General features: G+C 70.7%; 25 protein-coding genes. 9 read left to right on the top strand and 16 right to left on the bottom strand.

The genetic code is table 11. The annotated features are described in order from the left end of the window. Window positions 1-38 precede the first annotated feature (38 nt). The 5 genes from deoC to J2S59_RS10085 are packed head-to-tail and all read left to right on the top strand — an operon-like array spanning window position 39 to window position 4,496. A complete protein-coding gene (deoC, locus tag J2S59_RS10105; RefSeq protein ID WP_068116890.1) occupies window positions 39-1,016 on the top strand; it encodes a deoxyribose-phosphate aldolase in 978 nt (325 codons plus the stop codon). Continuing rightward, window positions 1,016-2,497, top strand: coding sequence for an aldehyde dehydrogenase family protein (locus tag J2S59_RS10100; RefSeq protein WP_068116888.1), 1,482 nt, complete (start codon window positions 1,016-1,018; stop codon window positions 2,495-2,497). Before deoC ends, J2S59_RS10100 begins: the two co-directional genes overlap by 1 nt. Next, a complete protein-coding gene (locus J2S59_RS10095) occupies window positions 2,497-3,366 on the top strand; it encodes an aldehyde dehydrogenase family protein (protein ID WP_068116886.1) in 870 nt (289 codons plus the stop codon). Before J2S59_RS10100 ends, J2S59_RS10095 begins: the two co-directional genes overlap by 1 nt. Beyond that, window positions 3,359-3,976: a uridine kinase family protein gene (locus J2S59_RS10090; protein ID WP_068116884.1), complete on the top strand. Its 618-nt coding sequence runs from the start codon at window positions 3,359-3,361 to the stop codon at window positions 3,974-3,976. The genes J2S59_RS10095 and J2S59_RS10090 overlap by 8 nt, the downstream gene beginning before the upstream one ends. A gap of 58 nt (window positions 3,977-4,034) precedes the next feature. Continuing rightward, entirely contained in the window at window positions 4,035-4,496 is a 462-nt protein-coding gene (locus J2S59_RS10085) for a hypothetical protein (RefSeq protein ID WP_306825071.1), read from the top strand. A gap of 33 nt (window positions 4,497-4,529) precedes the next feature. Here J2S59_RS10085 and J2S59_RS10080 read toward each other — a convergent pair whose 3' ends face one another. Then, the gene (locus J2S59_RS10080) at window positions 4,530-4,919 is read right to left on the bottom strand and encodes a VOC family protein (RefSeq protein WP_068123230.1); all 390 of its coding nucleotides are present in this window, start codon (window positions 4,917-4,919) and stop codon (window positions 4,530-4,532) included. A 339-nt stretch (window positions 4,920-5,258) separates the two neighbouring features. Here J2S59_RS10080 and J2S59_RS10075 point away from each other — a divergent pair, with 339 nt between their 5' ends. Together J2S59_RS10075 and J2S59_RS10070 are read left to right on the top strand one after the other, a co-directional pair. Continuing rightward, window positions 5,259-6,713 carry an HNH endonuclease signature motif containing protein gene (locus J2S59_RS10075; protein WP_306825070.1) on the top strand — a complete coding sequence of 485 codons (1,455 nt, stop codon included), beginning with the start codon at window positions 5,259-5,261 and terminating at the stop codon, window positions 6,711-6,713. 473 nt (window positions 6,714-7,186) lie between these two features. Then, complete coding sequence (locus tag J2S59_RS10070) at window positions 7,187-8,428, top strand: IS110 family RNA-guided transposase (protein WP_068124533.1); 1,242 nt, start codon at window positions 7,187-7,189, stop codon at window positions 8,426-8,428. 26 nt (window positions 8,429-8,454) lie between these two features. On the opposite strand, the gene J2S59_RS10065 is transcribed toward J2S59_RS10070, so the two are convergent. Both J2S59_RS10065 and J2S59_RS10060 read right to left on the bottom strand, forming a co-directional pair. Beyond that, entirely contained in the window at window positions 8,455-9,543 is a 1,089-nt protein-coding gene (locus J2S59_RS10065; protein WP_068121451.1) for an adenosine deaminase, read from the bottom strand. Beyond that, window positions 9,543-9,917: a cupin domain-containing protein gene (locus tag J2S59_RS10060; protein ID WP_068121453.1), complete on the bottom strand. Its 375-nt coding sequence runs from the start codon at window positions 9,915-9,917 to the stop codon at window positions 9,543-9,545. The genes J2S59_RS10065 and J2S59_RS10060 overlap by 1 nt, the downstream gene beginning before the upstream one ends. Window positions 9,918-9,958: 41 nt before the next feature. Here J2S59_RS10060 and J2S59_RS10055 point away from each other — a divergent pair, with 41 nt between their 5' ends. Continuing rightward, window positions 9,959-10,417 carry a MaoC family dehydratase gene (locus J2S59_RS10055; protein ID WP_068121456.1) on the top strand — a complete coding sequence of 153 codons (459 nt, stop codon included), beginning with the start codon at window positions 9,959-9,961 and terminating at the stop codon, window positions 10,415-10,417. Window positions 10,418-10,489: 72 nt separating this feature from the next. Here the strand turns inward: J2S59_RS10055 and J2S59_RS10050 are convergent, their stop codons facing one another. The 3 genes from J2S59_RS10050 to J2S59_RS10040 form a co-directional block, all read right to left on the bottom strand. Next, the gene (locus tag J2S59_RS10050) at window positions 10,490-11,071 is read right to left on the bottom strand and encodes a DoxX family protein (protein ID WP_068121458.1); all 582 of its coding nucleotides are present in this window, start codon (window positions 11,069-11,071) and stop codon (window positions 10,490-10,492) included. 102 nt (window positions 11,072-11,173) lie between these two features. After that, the gene (locus J2S59_RS10045) at window positions 11,174-11,842 is read right to left on the bottom strand and encodes a response regulator (protein WP_068121461.1); all 669 of its coding nucleotides are present in this window, start codon (window positions 11,840-11,842) and stop codon (window positions 11,174-11,176) included. Continuing rightward, window positions 11,842-13,413, bottom strand: coding sequence for a GAF domain-containing sensor histidine kinase (locus tag J2S59_RS10040; protein ID WP_306825069.1), 1,572 nt, complete (start codon window positions 13,411-13,413; stop codon window positions 11,842-11,844). The genes J2S59_RS10045 and J2S59_RS10040 overlap by 1 nt, the downstream gene beginning before the upstream one ends. Before the next feature lie 146 nt (window positions 13,414-13,559). Here J2S59_RS10040 and J2S59_RS10035 point away from each other — a divergent pair, with 146 nt between their 5' ends. Then, the gene (locus J2S59_RS10035) at window positions 13,560-14,510 is read left to right on the top strand and encodes a universal stress protein (protein ID WP_306825068.1); all 951 of its coding nucleotides are present in this window, start codon (window positions 13,560-13,562) and stop codon (window positions 14,508-14,510) included. Window positions 14,511-14,521: 11 nt separating this feature from the next. Here J2S59_RS10035 and J2S59_RS10030 read toward each other — a convergent pair whose 3' ends face one another. From J2S59_RS10030 to J2S59_RS09985, 10 genes are all read right to left on the bottom strand, one after another. Further along, window positions 14,522-15,814, bottom strand: coding sequence for a thymidine phosphorylase (locus J2S59_RS10030; RefSeq protein ID WP_068125175.1), 1,293 nt, complete (start codon window positions 15,812-15,814; stop codon window positions 14,522-14,524). 1 nt (window position 15,815) lies between these two features. Further along, window positions 15,816-16,991, bottom strand: a complete 1,176-nt coding sequence (locus tag J2S59_RS10025) for a cytochrome P450 (RefSeq protein ID WP_068125172.1) — start codon at window positions 16,989-16,991, stop codon at window positions 15,816-15,818. Beyond that, window positions 16,948-17,364 carry a cytidine deaminase gene (locus J2S59_RS10020; RefSeq protein ID WP_068125177.1) on the bottom strand — a complete coding sequence of 139 codons (417 nt, stop codon included), beginning with the start codon at window positions 17,362-17,364 and terminating at the stop codon, window positions 16,948-16,950. The genes J2S59_RS10025 and J2S59_RS10020 overlap by 44 nt, the downstream gene beginning before the upstream one ends. Continuing rightward, a complete protein-coding gene (locus tag J2S59_RS10015) occupies window positions 17,361-18,623 on the bottom strand; it encodes an ABC transporter permease (RefSeq protein WP_306825067.1) in 1,263 nt (420 codons plus the stop codon). The genes J2S59_RS10020 and J2S59_RS10015 overlap by 4 nt, the downstream gene beginning before the upstream one ends. Then, the gene (locus J2S59_RS10010) at window positions 18,620-19,702 is read right to left on the bottom strand and encodes an ABC transporter permease (protein WP_068123065.1); all 1,083 of its coding nucleotides are present in this window, start codon (window positions 19,700-19,702) and stop codon (window positions 18,620-18,622) included. Before J2S59_RS10010 ends, J2S59_RS10015 begins: the two co-directional genes overlap by 4 nt. Then, entirely contained in the window at window positions 19,699-21,243 is a 1,545-nt protein-coding gene (locus tag J2S59_RS10005; RefSeq protein WP_220138552.1) for an ABC transporter ATP-binding protein, read from the bottom strand. Before J2S59_RS10005 ends, J2S59_RS10010 begins: the two co-directional genes overlap by 4 nt. A 94-nt stretch (window positions 21,244-21,337) precedes the next feature. Then, complete coding sequence (locus J2S59_RS10000; RefSeq protein ID WP_181642399.1) at window positions 21,338-22,432, bottom strand: BMP family lipoprotein; 1,095 nt, start codon at window positions 22,430-22,432, stop codon at window positions 21,338-21,340. A gap of 121 nt (window positions 22,433-22,553) precedes the next feature. Beyond that, complete coding sequence (locus tag J2S59_RS09995; protein ID WP_246360508.1) at window positions 22,554-23,771, bottom strand: amidohydrolase; 1,218 nt, start codon at window positions 23,769-23,771, stop codon at window positions 22,554-22,556. A 28-nt stretch (window positions 23,772-23,799) separates the two neighbouring features. Further along, on the bottom strand, window positions 23,800-24,396 hold the full coding sequence (locus tag J2S59_RS09990) for a hypothetical protein (protein WP_306825066.1): 597 nt from the start codon (window positions 24,394-24,396) through the stop codon (window positions 23,800-23,802). A 63-nt stretch (window positions 24,397-24,459) separates the two neighbouring features. Next, window positions 24,460-25,482, bottom strand: a complete 1,023-nt coding sequence (locus J2S59_RS09985) for a hypothetical protein (protein ID WP_306825065.1) — start codon at window positions 25,480-25,482, stop codon at window positions 24,460-24,462. Window positions 25,483-25,490: the final 8 nt, after the last annotated feature.

The following is a 25,490-nucleotide window of genomic DNA, read 5'->3' as shown; positions in this document are numbered from 1 at the left end:
TTTTCGTCAGCCGCCGACCCCACACCTATGCTGGATCGGTGACCGCAACGGTGAATTCACGGCTCTCCGGGGAGCTCGCGGACGCGACGTCCTCCGATGCGGCGTTGCGGCGCTTCCTGCACGGCCTGCCGGGTGTGGACCAGGTCGGTGCGGAGGCCCGAGCAGCTCGGCTCGGCACCCGCTCCATCAAGACGTCCGCGAAGGCCTTCGCCATCGACCTCGCCATCCGCATGGTCGACCTCACCACGCTCGAGGGTCAGGACACCCCGGGCAAGGTGAGGTCACTGGCCAGCAAGGCGATGCGTCCGGACCCGACCGACCCGGCGTGCCCCGCCACGGCCGCGGTCTGCGTCTATCCCGACCTCGTCGGCGTGGCCAAGGAGACCCTGGGCGACTCCGGCGTGCAGGTGGCCGCGGTCGCCACGGCCTTCCCGTCGGGACGTGCCGCCCGCGACATCAAGCTCGCCGACACCGCCGACGCGGTCGAGGCCGGTGCCGACGAGATCGACATGGTCATCGACCGGGGCGCGTTCCTCACGGGGCGCTACCTGCAGGTCTTCGAGGAGATCGTCGCCGTACGCGAGGCGTGTGCCCGGCCCGACGGCACCAGCGCCCACCTCAAGGTGATCTTCGAGACCGGTGAGCTGCAGACCTACGACAACGTGCGTCGCGCGTCGTGGCTGGCGATGCTCGCCGGTGCCGACTTCATCAAGACCTCGACCGGCAAGGTGCAGCCGGCCGCGACGCTCCCGGTCACGCTGGTGATGCTGGAGGCCGTGCGCGACTGGCACGAGGCGACCGGCCAGATGGTGGGCGTGAAGCCCGCCGGCGGGATCCGCACGACCAAGGACGCGATCAAGTACCTCGTGATGGTCAACGAGATCGCCGGCGACGCCTGGCTCGACCCGGCGTGGTTCCGCTTCGGTGCCTCCAGCCTGCTCAACGACCTCTTGATGCAGCGCACGAAGATGCTCACCGGCCGCTACACCGGCCCCGACTACGTCACGGTGGACTGATGGTCTCGACAAGCTCGACCAACACGTTCGACTACGCCCCCGCACCCGAGTCACGCAGCATCGTCGACCTGTTGCCGTCGTACGGCCTCTTCATCGACGGCGCGTTCGTGGACGGCCGAGGCGAGGCGTTCAAGACGATCAACCCCGCGACCGAGGAGACCCTCGCCGAGGTCGCCGAGGCCGACGAGCGCGACGTCGAAGCCGCGGTGAAGGCCGCCCGTCGCGCCTACACCCGGGTCTGGTCACGGATGCCGGGCAGCGAGCGGGCCAAGTACCTCTACCGCATCGCCCGGATCATCCAGGAGCGCGGACGCGAGCTGGCGGTGCTGGAGTCGCTCGACAACGGCAAGCCGATCCGTGAGACCCGCGACATCGACGTGCCCACCGTTGCGGCGTTCTTCTTCTACTACGCCGGCTGGGCCGACAAGCTGCACTACGCCGGTCTCGGCACCTCGCCCCGGCCGCTCGGCGTCGCCGCGCAGGTCATCCCGTGGAACTTCCCGCTGCTGATGCTGGCCTGGAAGATCGCGCCGGCGTTGGCCGCGGGCAACACGGTCGTGCTCAAGCCGGCCGAGACCACGCCGCTGACGGCGCTGCTGGTCGCCGAGATCTGCCAGCAGGCCGACCTGCCGCCCGGCGTCGTCAACATCATCACCGGCGCCGGGGCCACCGGGCAGGCGCTCGTCGGCCACCCCGGCGTCGACAAGGTCGCGTTCACCGGCTCGACCGAGGTCGGCAAGGCGATCGCGCGCAGTGTCGCGGGCACCGAGAAGAAGGTGACGCTCGAGCTCGGCGGCAAGGCCGCCAACATCGTGTTCGACGACGCCCCCATCGACCAGGCGATCGAGGGCATCGTCGACGGGATCTTCTTCAACCAGGGTCACGTGTGCTGCGCGGGCTCGCGCCTGCTGGTGCAGGAGTCCATCGCCGACGAGGTGCTGGCGCGGCTCAAGCGTCGCGTCTCCACGCTGCGCGTCGGCGACCCGCTGGACAAGAACACCGACATCGGCGCGATCAACTCCGCCGAGCAGCTCGCGCGGATCACCGAACTCTCCGAGAGCGGCGAGACCGAGGGTGCGCAACGGTGGTCGCCGGCGTGCGACCTGCCGGAGACCGGGTTCTGGTTCGCGCCGACGATCTTCACCGACGTCTCGTTGGCGCATCGGATCGCGCGCGAGGAGATCTTCGGCCCCGTGCTGTCGGTGCTGACCTTCCGCACGCCCGACGAGGCGGTCGCCAAGGCCAACAACACGCCGTACGGACTCTCCGCCGGTGTGTGGACCGACAAGGGCTCGCGGATCCTCTCCATCGCCAACCAGCTGCGGGCCGGGGTGGTGTGGGCCAACACGTTCAACAAGTTCGACCCGACCAGCCCGTTCGGCGGCTACCAGGAGTCCGGCTACGGCCGCGAGGGCGGACGCCACGGGCTCGCCGCCTACCTGGCGACCGACGAGGACACCAATCGGGAGGGCGGCCGCTGATGGCACGCATCGACGTCCGCAAGACCAACAAGCTCTACATCGGCGGGGCGTTCCCGCGCTCGGAGTCGGGCCACTCCTACGAGGTCCTCGACGCGGGAGGGAAGTTCGTCGCCAACGCCGCGCTCGCCTCGCGCAAGGACGCCCGCGACGCCGTCGTCGCCGCGCGCAAGGCGGTCGGTGGCTGGTCCGGGCGTACGGCGTACAACCGCGCGCAGATCGTCTACCGCATCGCCGAGGTGATGGAGGACCGCCGCCCGCAGTTCGTCCAGGCGGTGCGCCAGTCCGAGGGCCTCACCGCCGCCAAGGCGGAGCGGGTCGTGGACGCGGCGATCGACCGCCTGGTCTGGTACGCCGGCTGGGCCGACAAGCTCACCCAGGTCGTCGGCAACGCCAACCCGGTCGCCGGTCCGTTCTTCAACCTGTCGACGCCGGAGCCCACCGGGGTGGTGGCCGTGCTCGCGCCGCAGCAGTCCTCGCTGCTCGGGCTCGTCAGCGTGGTCGCGCCGGTGATCGTGACCGGCAACGCCGTGGTCGCGGTGTCGTCCTATGAGCGCCCGCTGCCGGCCGTGACCTTCGCCGAGGTGCTGGCGACCTCCGACGTGCCCGGCGGCGTGGTCAACATCCTCACCGGTTCGGCCGCCACGATCGGGCCGTGGCTGGCCTCCCACATGGACGTCAACGCCATCGACCTCGTCGGCATCGCGGGTGACACGGCGCTGGCGACCGACCTCGAGGTCGCGGCCGCCGACAACCTCAAGCGCGTGCGTCGCGCCCCCGCCGCAGAGCCCGACTGGACCCTCGAGCCGTCGCTGAGCGCGATGACCGACTTCGTCGAGATCAAGACGGTCTGGCACCCGATCGGTGTCTGAGCACGCTCGCGTCATCGTCCTCGCCGGCCCTTCGGGCGCGGGCAAGAGCCGACTGGCGCGACGCCTCGGATTCCCGGTCCTGCGCCTCGACGACTTCTACAAGGACGGCGACGACCCGACGCTGCCGACGATGGAGCTCGGCCACGAGCGCGTCGTCGACTGGGACCACCCGGGCTCGTGGGACTGCGACAGCGCCGTCCGCGCGCTGACCGAGGTGTGTCGCCGGGGGCGGGTGGAGACCCCGGTCTACGACCTGTCCACCAGTGCCCGCACCGGGCACCATGTGCTGGATCTCCACGGGTCGGCGTACGTCGTGGCGGAGGGGATCTTCGCCCACCACGTGGTGGAACGCTGCCGCGAGGCCGGGATCCTCGCTGACGCGGTCTGCGTGCGCCAGCAGCCACTGGTGACCTTCTGGCGTCGGCTGCGGCGTGACCTCGCCGAGCGTCGCAAGCCGTGGTGGGTGCTGGTCCGGCGCGGGCTGCTCCTCATGCGTTTGCAGTCGTTCGTGGTCGATGCCGCGGTCGAGCACGGGTGCGCGCCCTGCACGCCCGAGCAGGCGTGGGAGCGGTTGTCGCCGCTGCGGGACCGGTCGGTCACCCGTGCCTGAACCGGCACATCTTCCCCGCCTCCCCCAGCCCGACACCACCTCGTGCGGGGCCTCCGCCATGGTCGTCGCACGTGCGCTGGCCGACCCGGCGTACGGCGATCGGGTGGTCAACGCACCGGATCCGTACGCCGCCTTCCGCGCCGAGGTGGTGGACCTGCATCCACGACTGCGACGCTGGTGGCCCCGCTCGCTCGGCGCGACACCGTGGGCGGTCGCGCGAGAGCTGCGGCGCGTCACCGGGGAGAGGTACGCCGTGCGCTGGGTCTGGCCGCGTCGTCGGCTCGCTGCGTGGCAGCTGCTGCACGGGACTGTCCGCGAGGGTGCGTTGGTGGCGGTCTACGTCGGCAACCGCTGGTCCCCACGGCATGTCGTCCTCGCGCACCGCGCAGCCGCGGACGCCGTCAGCGTCTACGAGCCCAGCCACGGCCAGACCCGCCGCGCCACCGCCGAGATGTTCGTCGAGGGCCGGCTGCGGTGGGGGTGGCGCACGCCGTGGGCACTCGTCGTGCCGCGCAGTTAGCTCGTCGTCGCCGGTCGAGCGTCGTCGAGACCCTCAGCCGCGGGCGCGGACCTCGCTCTGCTCGCGGCGCAGGATGCAGAACTCGTTGCCCTCGGGATCGGCCAGGACCACGAACGGGTCCTCGGCGCTCTGCCCGACATCGACGTGACTCGCCCCCAGGGAAAGCAACCGCTCGGCCTCGGCGTCTACGTCACCGTTGGCCGGTCGGAGGTCGAGGTGGGTGCGGTTCTTCGTGGTCTTCGGACCGGCGGAGGGTTGCAGCCAGATCGTCGGCGTCTCGATCGGCGCATCCTGCGGCGGGACCAGGTGGCAGGACCCGCCCTCATTGCGCACGATCGCGTAGCCGAGCGCCTGCGACCAGAACGCCGCCATCCGCTCGACGTCCTGCACGTCGATGGTCGTCTGCACGATCACGCTGGTCATCGGTCCTCCTCGTCGACTGTCACGGCGGTACCCAGGTGTGGCCGGGACGAACCGATCCCAACGGAAGGTCGAAGTGGTCGAGTGCCGAGCGAGGCGCTAGCCGGACTCCCCGGGAATGGTGGTCGAGTGCCGAGCGAGGCGCTAGCCGAGCCCGGTGTATCGAGACCTGACACCACGGACTTTCTCCCTCAACGACGCCAGTCTTGGTGGTCTCGATACACCACTCACTCCGTTCGCGGCACTCGACCAACCCGGTGGTCGAGTGCCGGGCGAGGCGCTAGCCGAGACCGGTGTATCGAGGCCAGGGTGACTGTCGGTGCCGCCTGTTTCACTAAGACCATGCTCGATCGAGGCGACCTGGAGAACTTCGGCAAGGCCGAAGTGTGGGAAGCCATGCGCGCTTCCCGCGCCCGGGTCCAGCGCGAGCAGACCGACGAGCTCCTCCTCGCCGCGCACCTCGCCGGCCTCTACGAAGCCGGCACGCTGGCTGAGGCCACGAAGGCGTTCCGCCACGACCCCGAACGGATGGTCGCCCTGGCCGGTGAGGGCGCACCGATCGTGAGTGAGTACGCCGCCAGCGAGCTGTCCGGCCAGCTGCGCATGCCGTTGCAGTCCGCACGGCAGCTGTTGGGGGACGCGATCGAGATCGCCCACCGCCTCCCGCGCCTGTGGCAGCAGATGGTCGAGGGCAAGACCGAGGCGTGGCGGGTCCGCGCCGTGGCCAAGGAGACCAGGCAGCTGTCGCTGCAAGCAGCGTCGTGGGTGGATGCGCAGCTGACGCACCGCCTGCAGAAGCGCAAGCCCAACAACGCCGCCCCGCAGCTCGTCGATGAGGCGATCAAGCGTTTCGACACCGAGCTGTTCGCCAAGCGCGAGCAGCGCCGCCAGGACGGCCGCGGCGTGTGGCTGGACCCCGACACCTGCCAAGGCCTGTTGCGTGGGGTGCACATGAACCTCGACGCACCGGATGCCGAGCTGTTGGACCAGACCCTCGACACCATCGCCGCAGGGCTGAAAGCCGCCGGAGACACCGACGACCACCAGGCCCGCCGCGCCAAAGCCGTCGGGACGCTACTCGACCCCCAGCTGGCGATGGACTTCCTCAACGGCACCCTGCCCGACACCGGCTCGGACGGCACAACGAAGACCAAGACGCCAGGCACACCGAGCCGGGTCGCGAACGTCTACGTCCACTGCTCCCTGAGTGATCTCGCGACCATGACCAGCGCCGGGGTCGACTACGGCGCGAGCATCGAGAAGCTCGGCCCCATCACGCTCGCCCGGATGTCTGAGTGGCTCACCCGCCCCGGCGGCGTCGGATCGGGACGCATCAACGTCCGGCCGGTGATCGACACCAACACCGACCAAGCAGTCGACCAGCACGACCCACCGCAGTGGATGCGCGAGGCGATGATCCTGCGCGATGACACCTGCGTGTTCCCCGGGTGCACCACCACCGCCAGAGCCTGCGACGCGGACCACATCGAGCCCTACGTCCCGATGGAAGACGGCGGGTCACCCGGCCAAACGTCGCTGGCGAACCTCGCGCTGCTCTGCCGCTCTCATCATCGGCTCAAGACCCATATGGGCTGGACCTACCAACGCAGGTCGGACGGCACCTATGAGTGGTGGGACCGGTGGGCGCGGCCTGTCCGGGAAAGCCATGACCTCGACCACTCAGGTGCTCGGGATCTCGACGCCGCGCGATGGACGAAGACCTCGGCCGCCGAGCTCTACCTCCACGACTTCCTGATTGAGTACGCCGGACCCGGCGGCACCGACCCCCCGACCTAGCTCCCTCGCCCCGACGCCCGCGCGACCAGCATGACGCGCGCGGGCGCATCGGCATGCCCCCAGCCAGTCCCTAGGTGCAGCACGCCTCGATCGCACTCGCCAACCGCTCGAGTTCGGCGCGCTCCGCCTCGTCCGAGACCGTCAGTTCCGGACGGGCCGCGTCCGTGCCACGACCCGGACGTCGAGATGCGCGGCCCGCAGCCGCTGGCGCAGGGCGGAGGTGCTCACTGGATTACCTTCCTCAGGTCGGTGGCTTCAGATGGGTTGCCGGTACACCCCTGGTCCCCACCGGACCATCGCCACGGTCGCTCGACCTTCGAGGTCCAGCGTGAGTTCTGCGAGGTCCGGTGGCCCAGGACCCGCCGACCGGCTACAGGGCTATGCGCCGATGAGCGCCGATCAGTGAGCGACCGGCTGCAGGGTCCCGGGACCACCGGGTGTTCTCTCACTGCTCCAACAGCGAGGAACTGACCATGAGTGTGACCCCTGAAGCGACCCGACCACGAGTGTGCGCCGGTCTGGACTGGGCCAAGGACGACCACGTCGTGTGCATCCTGGACCCCGACGGCGAGGTGCTTGACCGGTTCACCGTCGAGCACACCGCTGCCGGCCTCAAACGACTCGTACGACGTCTGTTGGCAGCTGAGGTCGTCGAGATCGGCATCGAACGCGGCGACGGGCCCGTCATCGATGCCTTGCTTGCCACCGAGCTGACCGTGCTGGTGATCAGCCCCAACCAGGTCAAGAACCTCCGCTCGCGCTACGGCTCGGCCGGCAACAAGGACGACCGGTTCGACGCCTACGTCCTGGCAGATGTGGTCCGCACCGACCGCCGTCGCCTGACCCCGCTGACCAGATCGACCCCGGCCACCCAAGCGCTGCGCTCCAGCGTGCGTGCTCGTCGGGACCTGGTCGCGCACCGCGTCGCGGCAGCCAACCAGCTCCGCGCGCACCTGCAGGTCGTGTTCCCCGGCATCGTGGACCTGTTCGCCCACCTGGACTCCGCGATCAGCCTGTCCTTCCTGGAACGGTTCCCCACCCAGACCAAAGCCGACTGGCTCACCGCCGACCGGCTCGCAGCATGGCTGAAGAAGCTCGCCTACTCCGGGCGCACCGACCCTGCCGTGTTGCACCAACGGCTGCTCGCTGCGCCCCGCGGCACCACCGGTGCTGAAACCGGCCCCCATGCCGCAACCACGCTCGCGTTCGTCGCGGTCCTGCGGAGCTTGAACACCCAGATCGCCACGCTCGCGGACTCGATCGCTGAGCAACTCGACGTCCACCCCGACGCGCACGTCGTGACCTCGCTGCCTCGCTCCGGGACCGTGCGCGCCGCGCGACTGCTCGCCGAGATCGGGGACGCCCGCGGCAGGTTCCCCACCGCCGACTCCCTGGCCTGTCTGGCCGGCGTCGCGCCCTCGACGCGGCAGTCCGGCAAGGTCAAAGCCGTCACCTTCCGGTGGGGATGCGACAAAGAACTCCGCGACGCCCTGTGTGACTTCGCCGCTGACTCCCGACACGCCAACCCGTGGGCCGCCGACCTCTACAACCGCGCCAGGGCACGCAACCACGACCACCCCCACGCCGTCCGGATCCTCGCCCGCGCCTGGGTCGACATCATCTGGCGCTGCTGGCAAGACCGGGCCACCTACGACCCTAGCCAGCACCGAGCCTTCCAACGCGTCCTCAACGAACACCACCAAATCGCCGCCTGACGGCGCGGAGGTTGACACAGGGCAACTCACGCGTCGAGCTCGGCGTACGCCGGCTTGATGACGTCCTCGATGATCACCAACCGCTCGTCGAAGGGCAGGAATGCCGACTTCATCGCGTTGACCGTCACCCACCGCAGGTCCGCCGGCCCCCAGTCGAACGCCTCGACCAGCGCGAGCATCTCCTTGGTCATCGAGGTGCCGCTCATCAGCCGGTTGTCGGTGTTGACGGTGACGCGGAAGCGCAGCTTCGCCAGCATCCCGATCGGATGCTCGGCGATCGAGGTCACCGCGCCGGTCTGCACGTTGGACGTGGGGCAGAGCTCGAGCGGAATGCGCTTGTCACGGACGTACGCCGCGAGCCGGCCGAGCCCCACCCCCTCCTCACCGTCCTCGATGTCGTCGACGATCCGCACCCCGTGCCCGAGCCGGTCGGCGCCGCACCACTGCAGCGCCTCCCAGATCGACGGGAGACCAAACGCCTCACCGGCATGGATGGTGAAGTGCGCGTTCTCGCGCTGGAGGTATTCGAAGGCGTCCAGGTGGCGGGTGGGTGGATAGCCCGCCTCGGCGCCCGCGATGTCGAACCCGACGACCCCGCGGTCGCGCCAGGCCACCGCCAGCTCGGCGATCTCGCGCGAGCGCGCCTGGTGGCGCATCGCGGTGAGCAGCTGGCGTACGACGATCGTGCGCCCGGCCTCCCGCGCGACCGCCTCACCCTCGAGGAAACCCAGCCGGACCGCGTCCACGACCTCGTCGAGCGTCAGTCCGCCGTCGACGTGTTGCTCGGGGGCGTAGCGCACCTCGGCATACACGACCCCGTCAGCCGCCAGGTCCTCGACGCACTCGCGCGCGACCCGGGTGAGGTTCTCGGCGCTTTGCATGACCGCGACGGTGTGCTGGAAGGTCTCGAGATAGCGCTCGAGCGAGCCTGAGTCGGCAGCCTCGGCGAACCACCGGCCGAGATCGGCCGGGTCATCGACCGGCAAGGTGTGGCCCGCATCGGGGGCCAGCTCCGCGACCGTCTCGGGGCGCAGCCCACCGTCGAGGTGGTCGTGCAGCAGCACCTTCGGCAGCCCGCGTACGACGTCCTCGGTCAATGTGGACCGGCGGGCCATCAGTTGCCCTCGTCGCGGTGCACGGTCTCCGGCGAGAACGCCGGCAGACAGACGGCGAAGTACTCGGTCTCGGCGATGTCGGTGCTGTAGCGCACCCGCTCACCGGCCTTGGTCAGGACCGCCTGTCCGGTCCGCACCTCGATCGTCTCCGGTGCGCCGGCCGCCCCGAACACCTCGACGCGCACCATGCCCCGCAGGACGACGGTGATCTCGTCGAACGCCGGGACCTGCGCCGGCTCGGTCCATCCGGGCGGGGCGACCATGTGGGCGACCGAGAGCTTCGAGGTCTGGGTGTTTACCCGACCGACGTACTCGTCGATCGTCTTCCCACCCGGGACAGGGATGCGCGTCGGCGCTTCGATCAGGATTGCCATCCAGGCATCCTGGCAGACGTCCGCCTGACACACTCGGACCCATGCGCACCTTCACCAGCATCGAGGACCTCCGCCAGGCCGCCGGTGACGAGCTGGGCGTGGGCGACTGGGTCCAGATCGACCAGCAACGCGTCGACCAGTTCGCCGAGGCGACCGGCGATCACCAGTGGATCCACGTCGACGTCGACCGGGCCGCGTCGGGACCGTTCGGCGGCACCATCGCCCACGGCTACCTCACGCTCTCGCTCGTCCCCTGGCTCGGGGAGTCGGTCTTCGCGATCGAGACGCCGGGAGCGAAGCTCAACTACGGCGTCAACAAGGTCCGCTTCCCCCAGCCCCTGCTGGTCGGCAGCCGCATCCGACTGCGGGTCGTGCTCGCGGACATCTCCGACGTGCCCAGCGGCACCCAGGTGGTGCTGCGCCACACGATCGAGATCGAGGACGCCCCCAAGCCGGCCTGCGTCGCGGAGACGGTCGTCCTGCTGCTGCCGGACGCCTGAGCACACGAAGGCCACGGCTGGGGATTCAGCCGTGGCCTGTGGTGGTGAGGCGGTGCGGAGGGTGCTGGTCGCTCAGACGAGCCACCGGTTCTTCTTGACCAGCGTGGTGGACTCCCAGCGAGCACCGAGGCCGAGGGGGCGGCCGGAGTAGCTCAGAGCGAGCATCGCCAGCAGACCGGCGTAGATCAGGTGGTCGTCCATGAAGGGGTTGTTGGCCGGCCAGAGGGCGGCGGCCCACATGAGGACCATCATCAGCGCGCCGCTCACCGCGGCGACCCGGACGCCGATGCCGAGGATCAGCGCGGCACCGATGCCGAGCAGACCGATCATGAAGGTCCAGTCGACGATGGCGTAGCCGGCCAGGGACTGGAAGGTGCCGGCGAGCGGACCCTGCGTGCCGAAGCTGAGGAAGCCCTCGGTGGGGCTACCGCCGTTGAGCCACGACGAGGCGCGCTCGGTGGCGAAGCCGAGGCCGAAGAGCTTGTCGAGGAAGGCCCACAGGAAGACCCAGCCGAGGCTGATCCGCAGGCCGGCACCGATGTAGCGAGCAGCCTTCGCGGAGCGGGTCTCGGGGGCGACGACCTCGGGGTGGACGAAGTTCGGGTCCGGCATGTCGAGGTGGCGGCCGGGGCGGGGGACGGCGGTGCTGCTCATGACACTCTCCTTTGAGTGTGTGGTGCGCTTTTCGGGACACCCCCACTCTCACCCGCGCACCACCCCCACCAGCAGGGTCGGAGGTGGGGACCCGATGGGACTTCAGTCCCGAGCGTCGTCGTTCTCGCCGAGGTGCTTGACGGCGAAGACCGCCGCCTGGGTACGGCGCTCCATGCCGAGCTTGCCGAGCAGGATCGAGACGTAGTTCTTCACGGTCTTCTCGGCGAGGAACATCTGCTCGCCGATCTGGCGGTTGGTCAGCCCCTCGCCGATCAACCGCAGCAGCGTGCGCTCCTGCTCGGTCAACCCCGCCAGAGCCGGGTCCTCCGCGGGTGGGTTGCGGATGCGGTCCAGGACCCGGGCGGTCACCTGCGGGTCGAGCGTGGACTGCCCGGCGGCCACGCGCCGGACCGTGTCGAGCAGGTCGCTGCCGCGCACCTGCTTGAGGACGTAGCCGGCGGCACCAGCCATGATCGCCGCGAACAGCGCGTCGTCGTCCTCGTACGACGTGAGGATCAGCGCCTTGACCTCCGGGACCTTTGCACGCACCTCGCGGCACACCTCGATCCCCGACCCGTCCGGGAGCCGCGCGTCGAGGACGGCCACGTCCGGGCGCAGCGCCGGGATCCGGCGCGCGGCCTCCTGCGCCAGGCCGGACTCACCGACGACCTCGATGTCGCCGTCGCGCTCCAGGAGCCGGCGCAACCCCTCGCGCACGACCTCATGGTCGTCGAGCAGGAACACCCGGATCGGGGTGGTCTTCTCCGTCATCACACGTCCTCACCGGTCGGTCGGTCGTCCTGCGGCTCCACCGGCACCTGCCAGGTCAGCATCGTCCCACCCCCGGGCCGGTCCTCGAGGGCGAAGGTCCCGCCGAGCCGATCGGCGCGCGCCCGGAGGTTGCGCAGCCCGCTCTCGTCGCGGTCGGCCGGCAACCCACGCCCGTTGTCTACGACCGTCAGGCTCACCTGCTGCGGATCGCCCACCAGCGTCACCGTCACCTCCGTCGCGGCGGCATGACGCGCAGCGTTCGACAACCCCTCCTGCAGCACAGCCAGCAGGTGACCGCGGATCGTGGAGGTGACCACGGCATTGACAGGTCCCTCCAAGGCGAGCCGAGGGGCGAACCCGAGCGAGCCGGTCGCCCGCTCGATGATCTGGTGCAACGCGTGGCGCAGATCGTCCCCACCGCGGTCGCCCAGGGCGAAGATCGCGCGCCGGATGTCCTTGATCGTGGTGTCGAGGTCGTCGACCGACGATGCCAGTCGCTCGGCGACCTCGGGGTTCACCGCGAGGTGGGCGACGCTGTCGAGTCCGAGCCCGACGGCGAACAACCGCTGGATGACCAGGTCGTGCAGGTCGCGCGCGATCCGGTCGCGGTCCTCATAGACCGCCAGCTGCGCGCGGTCGCTCCGGGACCGCTCCAACGCCGCCGCCATCGCGACCTGGTCGGCGAACCCCTGCGCCCGGGCGAGCTCCCCGGCCGCGCCGATGCCGTGGTCGGGCTCGCTCGCACCCAGGATCTCCAACGCGCCCAGCTGCTCGTCCCCCACGCGCAGTGGCAGCACCATCCGCCCGGGCTCCATCACCTGCTCGCCGCACGCCTCGGGATCCAGCATCACGAATGCCGTCTCGGCACCCGCCGCCTCGCGCGCATGCTCCTCCACGACCCGCAGCGCACCCGGTGTCAGCCCTTCGCGGAAGACCGTCCCGGACGCCTCGGACCCCGCACGCAGCCAGCCCTCGCGGCGCGCGGACTCGGCATACAGGCGCGCGTTCTCGATCACCACGCCGGCGGCCGAGGCGAGCGCGTCGGCGACGACCTCGTCCTCCTCGGTGAAGGCGTCCGCCCCGAGCTTGTCGGTCAGGTAGAGGTTGCCGACGACCGTCCCGCGGATCCGCACGGGCAGGCCGAGGAACGACCGCATCGGCGGGTGTCCGGGCGGGAAGCCGTACGACGCCGGGTGGCCGCCGATGTCGGAGATTCGGACCGGCTCCGGGAAGTCGATGATGTGGCCCAGCAGCCCACGCCCACCCGGCAGCTCGCCGAGCTCGCGGCTCTCCTGCTCGCCGAGGCCGTGGTGCAGGAACGCGGCGAGGCGGCGGTCACTCCCCTCCCCGAGCATGCCGAGGGCGGCGTACCGACACCCCACGATCTCGCACGCCGTCCGCACGATCCGCTGCAGCACGCTCTCGATCGACAGGTCGGCTGCGAGAGTCACCACCGCATCGACCAGCAGGGCCTGGCGGCGCTGGGCGTCCACGACCTCGTCGACGCGCGTCAGCACCTCCTCGAGCAGGCCTGCCAGCGGCGTCTCTCGTGGGTCCTGCGATGCAGCCATCGGTCCTCCTCCCGCCACACCCTAGTGGCGTACCGACATCGCAGAAGGACGAAGGTCCCGAGGCGCGAGTACGCCGGACCCTGCTGTCGCCACCGTGGTCGCGGCGATGCTGGAGCCCGACCCACCCGCACCCTTGGAGGCACACCATGCGTTCCCTGACCGCCACCCGGTCCACCCCGGTCACCCACACCGACGGTCGCACCGTCTCGGCCGGCATCGACGCCTCCCACCCCAGCTCCGCGGCGGTGCTGTGGGCCGTGGCGGAGGCGGAGTCGACCGGTCGCCCGATCCGACTGGTCAGCGCCTGTGAGCCGCTGATGGTCGCCACGCCCGTGGCCTACGTCGATGACGAGGTCCCCACGGAGCCCGACGTCGGCGACGCCCGCCGCTTCCTGGCGACCACCGCCTCGCGCTACGCCACCGGCCTGCCGCACGTCGAGGCCGACGTGATGGTCGGCGGGCCTGTCCAGGTCCTCCTGGAGTCGGCGAAGGATGCCTACCTGGTCGTCGTCGGCCAGCGCGGCGTCGGCGCCGTACGCCGGCTGGTCACCGGCAGCACCTCCATCGCCGTCGCCGGCCGCGCTCCGTGCCCGACCGTCGTGGTCCCCAACGGCTGGAGCGTCGCGGGCCAGTCCACCGCGCCCGTGGTGGTCGGTCTCGACCTGCGCGTCGACGACCTCCGGGTCGGTGACGGCGCGATGCCCGACCACCCCCGCCTCGACAAGGCCGCGGCCGCGCTCGACGCCGCTGTCGACCAGGCCGACCGCCGCCGAGTGCCGCTGATCGTGCTGTCGAGCTGGGAGGCGCCGCGCGAGATCGTCTGGACCAACGAGGACGTGCAGGACCACGAGACCGAGCGCGTCGCGCTGCTGGAGGAGTTCCTGCTCCCGTGGCGCGACACCCACCCGCAGGTGGAGATCGTCCTGCGTGCCGCGGTGGGGTCGGCCGAGGACGCCCTCGACGACGCCGCCCGCACCGCGCAGCTCCTCGTGGTCGCGCGGCGCACCAAGCCGATGCGTACGGGTGGCTTCGCGCTCGGCTCCAGCACGCGGCACCTGCTGCACCACCTGGTGTGCCCGCTGATGGTCGTGCCGTGAGCCCGGCCTGATCAGTCCGCGGCGATCCGCTCGATCACGACCCCGCTGGCGGCGTACGCCCCGGCGGGGTCGACGTCGATCCCACCGTCGAGGGCAGCGAGTGCCCGCGCGAAGCGCTCCGGCTCGTCGGTGTGCAGCGTCAGCAGGGGTGCGCCCTCGGCGACCGTCTCCCCCGGCCGGGCATGCAGCTCGACGCCGGCTCCGGCCTGCACCGGCTCGCCCTGCGTGGCGCGGCCGGCGCCGAGGCGCCAGGCGGCCAGGCCGACGGCCATCGCGTCGACCCGGGTGACGACTCCGCCGGCCGGCGCGCGTACGACGTGCGTCTCGGTGGCCGTCGGCAGCGGTGCGTCCGGGTCCCCACCCTGCGCGGCGATCATCGTCCGCCAGACGTCCATGGCGGAGCCGTCGGCGAGCTTGTCCGCCGGGTCGACGTCGCCGCGGCCCGCTGCCGTCAGCATCTCGCGCGCCAGGGCGATGGTCAGCTCGACGACGTCCTGCGGCCCACCGCCGGCCAGCACCTCCACCGACTCGCGGACCTCGAGCGCGTTGCCGGCCGTACGCCCCAGCGGGGTCGCCATGTCCGTCAGCAGGGCGACGGTCCGCACGCCCGCGTCGGTGCCGAGCGCGACCATCGTCTCGGCGAGCTCGCGAGCGCTGGCGAGGTCCTTCATGAACGCGCCGGAGCCGACCTTCACGTCGAGCACCAAGGCCCCGGTGCCCTCGGCGATCTTCTTGCTCATGATCGAGCTGGCGATCAACGGGATCGCCTCCACGGTGCCGGTGACGTCGCGCAGGGCGTAGAGCTTCTTGTCGGCCGGCGCCAGGCCGGTGCCCGCGGCGCAGATCACCGCCCCGACGTGCTCGAGCTGGCGCAGCATCTCGTCGTTCGTCAGGTCGGCGCGCCACCCTGGGATCGCCTCGAGCTTGTCGAGCGTGCCGCCGGTGTGGCCCAGCCCGCGACCCGAGAGCTGGGGTACGGCGACCCCGCACGCGGCGACCAGCGGCGCGAGCGGCAGGGTGATCTTGTCGCCGACGCCTCCGGTGGAGTGCTTGTCGGCGGTGGGCCGCGAGAGCGAGGAGAAGTCCATGCGCTCGCCCGAGGCGATCATCGCGGCGGTCCACCGGGAGATCTCCGCGCGCGACATGCCCCGCAGCAGGATCGCCATCGCCAGCGCCGCCATCTGCTCGTCGGCGACCTCGCCGCGGGTGTAGGCGGCCACGACCCAGTCGATCATCGAGTCGCTGAGCACGCCTCCGTCCCGCTTGCGGGCGATCACCTCGACGGCGTCGTGCGGGGCGGCCACCTCAGGCTCCCACGACCGGCACCGACTCGTAGCCACGCAGCACGAACGTGCCCCGCGACACCGGGTCGCCGTCGAGCCGGAGAACGGGATAGCGGGTGAAGAGCGTGCCCAGCGACTCCGCGAGCTCCATCCGGGCGAGTGGCGCCCCCAGACAGAAGTGCACCCCGACACCGAACGCGAGGTGCGGGTTGGGGTCGCGGTCGACGAGGAACGTGTCCGGATCCGCGAAGACTGCGGGGTCACGGTTCGCTGCCCCGAGCAGGGCGCAGATCTTCTGTCCCTCCTCGACGACGACGCCGCCGATCTCCACGTCCTCGGTCGCGGTGCGTTCGAACAGCTGCAGGGCCGAGTCGAAGCGCAGCATCTCCTCGACGGTGAGTGCCGGGTCGGGCCCGGGCCTCAGACCGCGCTGCAGCATCGCGACGAAGCCGTTGCCGAAGACGTTGACCGACGCTTCGTGGCCGGCGTTCAGCAGCAGCACGACCGAGGCGACGATCTCGTCCTCGGTGAGCGAGTCCCCGTCGGTCGAGCTCGTCGCCACCAGGTCGCTCACCAGGTCGTCCTGGGGGTCCTTGCGCCGCTCGGCCACCAGCTCGCGGACGAGGGTCGCGAAGTCGGTCGAGGCCCGCACCGCGGCGTCGACGGTCGCCTGGTCGCGCTCGACCTCATACATCCGCACGATCGCCTGCGACCAGTCGCGCAGGTCGGGCGCGTGCACCTTGGGTACGCCGAGCAGCTCGGCGATCACCAGGACGGGCAACGGCTCGGCGAAGTCGCCGATCACGTCGAACCCGCTGCCGGCGGTCTCGTCGAGCAGCTCACCGGCCAACTCGCGCACGCGCGGGCGCAGACGCTCGACGTGGCCGCGGGCGAAGGCCCGCGCGACCGGACGGCGCAGCCGGGTGTGCACCGGCGGCTCGTTCTCCATCATCTGGTTGCGGTGGAGCAGGTTGAACGGCTCCATCGTCTCCCGCGGCTCCTTGTCGGTCCACAGCCGACCCAGCCGCCGGTCGCGCTGCACCGCGGAGACGGCGGCGTGCGAGAACGTCAGGTAGCGCTGCGTCTCCTCATGCCAGGCGACCTCGTGCGCTGCACGCTCGCGCGCGAAGTGCGGGTAGGGATCGGCCGCGACCTCAGGCGAGGTCAGGTCGATCGAGGTCGTGGGGACCGAACGCATCGGGAAGCACCTCCGTCAGGGGGCGGATGCCGGACGCTGTGAGGAGCAGCATGGTGGGACCGCCGTTCTCGGACAACAACTGCCGGCACCGGCCGCACGGCATGATCAGACGGCTCTCGCCGTCCACGCACAAGAAGTGGGTGAGGCGACCGCCACCACCGCGGTGCAGCGACGAGACCAGGCCGCACTCGGCGCACAGCGCGACACCGTACGCCGCGTTCTCGACATTGCAGCCCGACACCACCCGTCCGTCCTCCACCAGCGCCGCGGCGCCGACGTGGTAGCCGGAGTAGGGAGCGTAGGCGTGCCGGGCCGCCTCGACGGCCTCGGCGTGCAGGCGGGGCCAGGGGTCCTCGGCCGGTATCTGCGTCATCCGACCGACCCGCGTCGGTAGACCAGGCCGTTGGCCGCGGGCATCCGCAGGTTCTGGCTGGCGAAGGCGAGCACCGCGAGCGTGGTGACGTACGGCGCCGCACTGCCGAAGTCCGGCGCCACGCTGTCGGTCAGGAGGAACCACGCAAGGAACCCGGCGGCGATGACGGCGTACACGATGCCCTTGCGGGTGTGCGCAGCGCGCAGCTGGAAGACCGCCATCACCACCAGCACGATCGCGATCAGCAACAGCAGCGCGTGCAGGCTGTCGGCGCCCCCGCGCAGCTCCACCGCGCGGGTATAACCGAACAGGCTCGCACCGATCATCAAGCCGGCCGGACGCCAGTTGCCGAAGATCATCGCGGCCAGGCCGATGTAGCCCAGGCCGCCGGTCATGTTGTTCTGATAGCCCGAGGAGGACACCAGGACGAGGAAGGCCCCCGCGAGGCCGGCCATGCAGCCCGAGACCGTGACCGCGATGAACTTCATCCGATAGACGTTGACGCCCAGCGACTCCGCCGCCGACGGGTTCTCACCGCAGGAGCGCAGCCGCAGACCGAACGGGGAGCGCCAGAGCAACCAGCCCGTGAACACGACGAGCAGCAGCGCCAGGATGGTCAGCACCGACAGGTTGCGGGTCAGCACCACGACGACTGCGGCGATGTCGCTGATCAGGAACCAGCCCTTGCCCGCGATGTCGGCGGCAGCATCCGCGATCGGCTCGATCGTCAGCGCCGGCGGACGCGAGAGGCTGGGCGACTGAGTGCGACCGCCCCCGGGGAGCCCGGCAAAGAAGACCTCGGCCAGGAAGCCGGTGATCCCGAGGGCGGCGATGTTGATGCCGACCCCGCTGACGATGTGGTCGACGCCGAAGACGACCGTGGTCAACGCGTGCAGGGCACCGCCGACGGCGCCGAACATGATCGCGCCGAGGATCCCCGCCAGGATGCCGTAGTGGTAGGTGAACACACCCGCGCCGAGGCAGCCCATGAGCATCATGCCCTCGAGACCGATGTTGACCACGCCGGCCCGCTCCGACCACAAACCCCCGAGACCGGCCAGGGCGATCGGGATGGCGGCGATCAACGCCGCGCGCAGCGCGCCGGCCGAGCTGATGTCGTCGGCGCCGGTGACCACGCGGACCGCAGCGACGAGGGCGAAAGCGGCGGCGAACCATACGAGGTAGCGGCGGGTGCGGCTGCGCGCTTCCGCCGGCTCCTCCAGCGGCGCGGCGCTGCGGGGGTCGGTCACGACGGTCATGCCGCCACCTCCTCGTCGATCCGAGCCGTCGCTGCGGAGCGCTGCTCCAGCCGAGCGCGGTAGCGGGTCATCACCGCATAGGCGATGACCACCGAGATCACGATGGTGCCCTGCGCGACCGAGACGATGTCGGGCGAGATCCCGCCCATGATGTTGAGCAGGGTCGCGCGCTCCCGCAGATAGGCGAAGATCAGCGCGCCGGCGGCGATGCCCGTCGGGTGGTTGCGCCCCAGCAGGGCGACGGCGATGCCGGTGAACCCGATGCCGCCCTCGAAGGACGACCCGTAGTTGTAGGTCTGACCGAAGACCGACGGCATGCCGATCAGCGCGGCGACGGCACCGGAGATGAGCATCGTCACGACGATCATCTTCTTGGCATTCACGCCCGAGGCCGTCGCGGCCGACTGGGAGCGACCGGCGGCACGCAGGTTGAAGCCGAAGACGGTGCGGTTGAGGATCACGGCGTACCCGATGCCGACGACGACCGCCAGCAGGCTCAGACCATAGAGCGCCTGCGTCGAGTCGGCGAACAACGAGATCCCTCCGACCCGGCTCTCCTCCGGCACGGGCTCGGTGGCTCGCGATACCCCGGTCGCGACTCCGACCTTGCGCATGAGGTAGCCGACGAGGATGCCGGCGATGGCGTTGAGCATGATCGTGGCGATGACTTCGCTGACGCCCCGCGTCACTCGCAGGATCGCAGCGATGCCCGCCCAGAGCGCACCGGCGAGCATCCCCAGCAGGATCGCGACGATGGTGTTGAGGTAGCCCGGCAGGACGGCCCACCCGGCGAAGACCGCTGCGACGAACGCACCGACGCGGTACTGGCCCTCCACGCCGATGTTGAACAGGTTCATCCGGAAACAGATCGCTGCGGCGACACCGGAGAGGTACAGGATCGCGGCGTAGTTGAGGATGTTGACGATCGACCGGTTCGCCGGGCGGTCGAGCAGCACCTCCCAGAAGACCCTGGGCTCCGAGCCCGTGAGGGCGAGCACCAGCGACGTGACGATCGCAGCGATGGCGAAGGCCAACACCGGGGCGACCAGCCCCAGGCCGATCCGACGGGCGAGGCTCATGCGTGCTCCTCGGCGCCGGTCATGGCCGAGCCGAGCTGCTCGGCGGTGACCGTACGCGGGTCGTAGTCGGCCACGAAGCGGCCACGCAGGATGACCTTGATGGTGTCGGACAGCCCGATCAGCTCATCGAGGTCGGCGGACAGCAACAGCACGGCCAGGCCCTCTCGTCGTGCGTGGCGGATGTGGTCCCAGATCGCCGCCTGCGCGCCGACGTCGACGCCTCGTGTGGGGTGCGCCGCGACCAGCAGCACCGGGTTGCCGGACATCTCACGGCCGACGATGAACTTCTGCTGGTTCCCACCGGACAGTGCACGGGCGGTCGTCTCGACCCCCGGCGTGCGTACGTCGAACTCCTCGACGATCCGCTCGGCGTCGCGGCGTGCAGCGCGACGGTTGATCCAGCCCCACTTCGACATCGGCTCGCGCCCCTGGTGGCCGAGGACGCGGTTCTCCCACAGCGGCGCGTCCAGCAGCACCCCGTGGCGGTGACGGTCCTCGGGGATCACGCCGATGCCGGCGCCACGGCGGTCCTTGACCGAGAGCCGGGTGATGTCGCGGCCATCGAGGCTGACGCGACCCTGCGCCGCAGGCAGCATCCCGACGATGACCTCGACGAGCTCCGTCTGGCCGTTGCCCTCGACGCCGGCGATGCCGACGACCTCCCCGGCGTGGACGGTCAGGTCGAGGTCGGACAACAGCGGCCGCGCGTCCGGCCCGTCGACCGTGATGCCCTCCAGGCGCAGCAGGACCCTGTCGGTGACGGTGGACTCGGCCGTCTCGGGGCTGGGGAGCTCCGAACCGACCATGAGCTCGGCGAGCTGACGGCTGGTGACCTCGCCGGGCGTCACGGTCGCGACCGTGGTGCCGCGCCGCATCACCGTGATCGTGTCGGCGATCGCACGGACCTCGTCGAGCTTGTGGGAGATGAACACGATGGTGTGACCATCGCGCTGGAGCTCACGGAGGTTGGCGAACAGCCGGTCGACCTCTTGGGGGACCAGCACCGCGGTGGGCTCGTCGAGGATGACGATGCGCGCACCGCGGAAGAGCACCTTGAGGATCTCCACCCGTTGCCGGGCGCCGACCCCCAGGGTGCCGACGAGCGCATCGGGGTCCAGCCCGAAGCCGAAGGCCTTCGAGATCCTCCGGATCTCCTCCCGCGCTGCCTGACCGATGCCGTGCAGCTTCTCGGCACCGAGGACGACGTTCTCCAACACCGTCAGGTTGTCAGCAAGCTGAAAGTGCTGGAACACCATGCCGACGCCACGCTCGATCGCGTCAGCCGGGGAGCTGAGGACGACCTCCTCGCCGGAGATCTCCAACGTGCCCTCATCGGCCTTCTGCACGCCGTACAGGATCTTCATCAGCGTGGACTTGCCGGCACCGTTCTCGCCGACGATGGCGTGGATCTTCCCGGCCTCGATGTCGAACGTGACGTCGTGGTTGGCGACGACGCCCGGGAATCGCTTCGCCACCCCGCGCACACGCACGGCAGGCGTGCCGCCCGCGGCGCTGGCGGTCTGCTCCGGTTGCTGCGACACCGGCTGGTCCCTCCTCCGTACCGGGCGGAAGCCCGGCGGCCACGGACACGCGTGTCCGCAGCCGCCGGGCTCCCTCAGCGTGCCGAACCGCGCGTCACGGCGCGGTCGGGACCTCGATCTCCCCGTCGATGATCTGCTGCGCGTAGTCGTCGAGCTCACCGGTGATGTCGTCGATGAAGCCACCCGAGGTCGAGTAGCCGACGCCCTCGTCGGAGAGGTCGTACTTCCGGCCGCCGCTGGGCTCCTCGCCCTCCATCATCGCCGCGGTGAAGTCGTAGATCGCCGTGTCGATGCGCTTGAGCATCGAGGTGAGGATCTGCGGCTGCTGGTCGGCGCTGGCGGTGAGGTACTGGTCGGAGTCGACCCCGATCGCCCACACGCCCTCGCCGGCCTCGACGACGGCCTGGAAGAGGCCCAGACCGGACTTGCCGGCGGCGTGGTAGATCACGTCGGCGCCGCGGTCGATCATGCCCTCGGCGGCGGTGCGAGCACCCGGCGGGTCCTCGAAGGCGTCGCTGTCGTCAGGGTCCTGGGTGAGGTACTGCACGAGCAGCTCGGCCTCCGGCTTCGCAGCCTTGACCCCGGCGACGAAGCCGGCCTCGAACTCCTTGATCAGGTCGCCGGGAGTGCCACCGATGAAGCCGATCGTGTCCGACTCGCTCTTGAGAGCAGCGGCGACACCGACGAGGAAGGAGCCCTCGTTGGCCGCGAAGGTCAGGTCGACGAGGTTGTCGGCGGGCGCGACGAACTCGCTGTAGCCGTCGATCACGGCGAACTCGGTGTCGGGGAACTCCGCAGCCACCTCGGCCGCTGCCGGCGAGTAGAGGAAGCCGACGCCGATGACGGGGTTGAAACCGGCCTCGGCGAGGGTGCGCAGACGCTCAGCGCGGACGACGTCGTCCTCGTTGGCGCCGGCCTCGGCCTCCTGGCAGGTCGCGTCGAGCTCCTCGACGGCGCGCACGACACCGGCGTACGCCGAGTCGTTGAACGACTGGTCACCACGGCCGCCGACGTCGTAGGCGACGCCGATCTTCGGGCCGTCACCGTCGGCCGAGGCGCAGATGTCCTCGGCAGAGCTGGTGTTGTCGGTGCTGCCGTCGGCGGCATTGTCGTTGTCGTCACTGCTCCCGCTGCCGCCACAGGCGGTGAGGACGAGCGACGCCGCAGCGATGCTCACCCCGAACTTCATGATTCGACGCACGGATGTGCCTCCAGACTCGAGCGACGCCCTCGGTCCGGGCGCGACGGCGAACACACTAGGTCCCTGCGGCAGGGAGCACGCGTGGAACCGGAGGCCGGGGGCGAAAGTGTTACCTACTCGTTGCGGCCAGCGCACGCAGCGCCGTCGCCGCCAGCAGATGTGCGCCGACCGCCACCGCACGGTCGTCGACCCGCAGGTCGCCCTGGTGCAGGTCGTAGGTCGGTCCGCCCGGCGTACGCGTCCCCAACCGCGCCATCGAACCCGGGACGTGCTCGAGATACCAGGCGAAGTCCTCACCACCGAGGCTCTGCGGCACCGTGACCACGTGCTCGGCCCCGACGACCTCCCGGGCGGCCTCCACCAGCACGTCGGTCGCACCCGGGTCGTTGACCACCGGAGGCACCCCCCGGACGTAGCCGACGTCGGCGCTCACCTCGTACGGCGCCACGATCTGCGCGACCACCGTCCGGATCAGCTCCTCGACCTCCCCCCAGGCCACCGAGTCGAGCATGCGGACCGTGCCGCGGGCACGGCCCTCGCGCGGGATGACGTTGGTCGCCGAGCCGGCCTGCACCTGGCCCCACACCACGCTGACGCCCGCGCGGGGATCCATGCGCCGCGACAGCACGGCCGGCAGGTCGGTCACGACCTTGCCGAGCGCATAGGTGAGGTCCTGGCTCAGGTGTGGCCGCGAGGTGTGCCCACCGCTCCCCCGCAGTCGCACCTCGAGCGCGTCCGCGGCACCCGTGAGAGGACCGTGCCGGACGCCGATCTGCCCGACGTCCAACCCCGGGTCGCAGTGCAGGCAGAACACGTGCTGCACGCCGTCCAGCGCCCCCGCCGCCAACAGCGCGAGTGCCCCACCGGGCATGACCTCCTCTGCAGGCTGGAACAACAGCCGCACCCGCCCGGGGAGGCCCCCGCTCTGCTCGAGTCCCGCCAGCACCAGGCCGGCCCCCACCAACGCCGCCGTGTGTACGTCGTGTCCGCAGGCATGCGCGACGCCCGGCACCGTGCTGCGCCAGGGGTCATCGGTCTCGTCCGCGATCGGCAGGGCGTCGAGATCCGCGCGCAACGCCACCGCGGGTCCACCGGTGGGGCCGATGTCGACCCACAGCCCCCCGCCAGCCAGCTCGTGCGGCGCCAGCCCCGCCCCACGCAACCGCTCGACGACCCGCTCGGCCGTCCGCTTCTCCTGCCAGGCGAGCTCGGGGTGGGCATGCAGGTCACGCCGGAACGCGACGAGCTCCTCACGGTGATCCTCCACGAGGCGGGCGGTCCTCTCGATGGGGAGCACGTCCGCGGGGAAGGTCGGTGGGTCGATCACACCCCGAGGCTAGCGACCGGCCCAGCCGTCACCGGTCGCACACCTCGTTCTCGGAGACGGTGATGCTGCGCGAGACCCGCCAGCCGCCCCCTTGGGGGACAAGCACGTTGCGGACCACGAAGAACGGCAGCGGCTGCTCGGCCGGCCTTCCGTCGGTGGTGAAGTTCAGTGCCTGGTTGACGAAGCACGAGCGCACCTCGGCCGAGCTCCGCCCCATGGTCACGTCGAGCACGGTCATCACCGCGCCGCCACGCTGGCGCAGTCCGTCACGCTGCAGCTCACCGACGTAGCCGACCGGCATGTCGAAGGCCCGGCCCTGGGCGACCCGGGCGAAGGCGGCGCGGTCGACCTTCGCCTCGGCGTACATCGCGAAGATCGCCTCCCAGTAGGCGATGGCAACGTCCGCGACCGCCTGCTCCTGCGCGTCGTCGGCAGCCACGTCGGCCACGACGACGCCCTCTTCCGGCACCTCGGGTCGCTCGGGACTACCGGTCGGTGAGCTTGCTGGCCCGATCGGATCGGTCGGTGCGGTCTCGGCAGGCGACGACGTCGCGGCCGAGTCAACGGTGGCGCTCGGCTGCGTCGACCCCTCGGTCCCGGTGTCCGCGCACCCTGCCGCAGTCATCGACAGCACCGCGGCGCAGATCGCCCACGTCCGAGGACGACGGGCCCCTGCGCGCCGCATCACTCAACCGACCGTCGTGACCAGGGCCTGGGACTCCATCACCGGCACAAAATCGGTGGAGGAGGTGCTGAGGGGGTCCAGCGGCGTGGGCGCCGAAGGACCGGGCACGCCGGTCCAGCTCGTCTCCCAGCTGGCGTTCACGTCCACCGGGAAGCCGTTGGCGTAGCCGCGCGAGGAGCGCCCGAAGGTGATCGTGCACCCCTCCTCAGGGCTCGTGCCGGCCGACCAGGCTCGGGTGAGTTGGGCGAAGTCGCAGGTCGCGCCGCCGGCGGGCGAGCTGAGGATCCACCGGTTGCCACGCGCGATCACGGTCGCCGAGATCGGTCCGACGGAGGCGGTGATGTCCCAGGTGTCCTGATAGTCGTCGGCCCAGAAGAACGTGTCGAGGTTGACCAGGGTCGCCGCGGCCGCGCTCACGGTCGGGTTCCGCTCCAGGTCCGGGTCGGGGATCGTCATCGAGTCGTAGGCCGCGTCGCGCAGGGTCTCGACGTCGACCAACGGTGCGGGAGCGGACTCACCAGGCCGGATCAGCCGCGTGATGCGCGCGTAGGGGTGGTCACCACCGGGGGCCATGTTGACGCTCTCCCCGGCGTAGTCGATCGCCTCGGGGTCGTCGAGGCCGATCCCGGTGCGGCACCGCAGCTGGTACCACCGAGCGTCCTGGAGGTCCTCGTTGTTGGCGACTTCCTCGATCTCGGCGCGGCTCCCGTAGAGCCGGAGGTGATCGATGCCCGAGTAGTGACCGTCGGCGGTGGCGTCGTCCCACTTCTGCAGCAGCTGCTGCGGCGTCAGGGGGTCGCCGTACCAGCACGTCGGCGGCACGCTGGCGACGTGGCGCGGAGACCCGGGGGCGGGCGCCGCGCTGCCGGAGTAGCGCACCGTCACGCTGCAGCCGGAGCCGCTGCACTCGGCGCCGGCGCCCGACCCGAGGGTATCGGCCTGCGCGGGGGCGGCCGTCACCACGACGCCGGCGGCCGCGATGAACGCACCGCCGAGAACGGTGCCGAGGAGCTTGCGGACGAACATGTCGATTC

The organism is Nocardioides massiliensis, assembly GCF_030811215.1.
Lineage (GTDB): Bacteria > Actinomycetota > Actinomycetes > Propionibacteriales > Nocardioidaceae > Nocardioides_A > Nocardioides_A massiliensis.
This window is presented reverse-complemented; position numbering and strand designations above follow the sequence as displayed.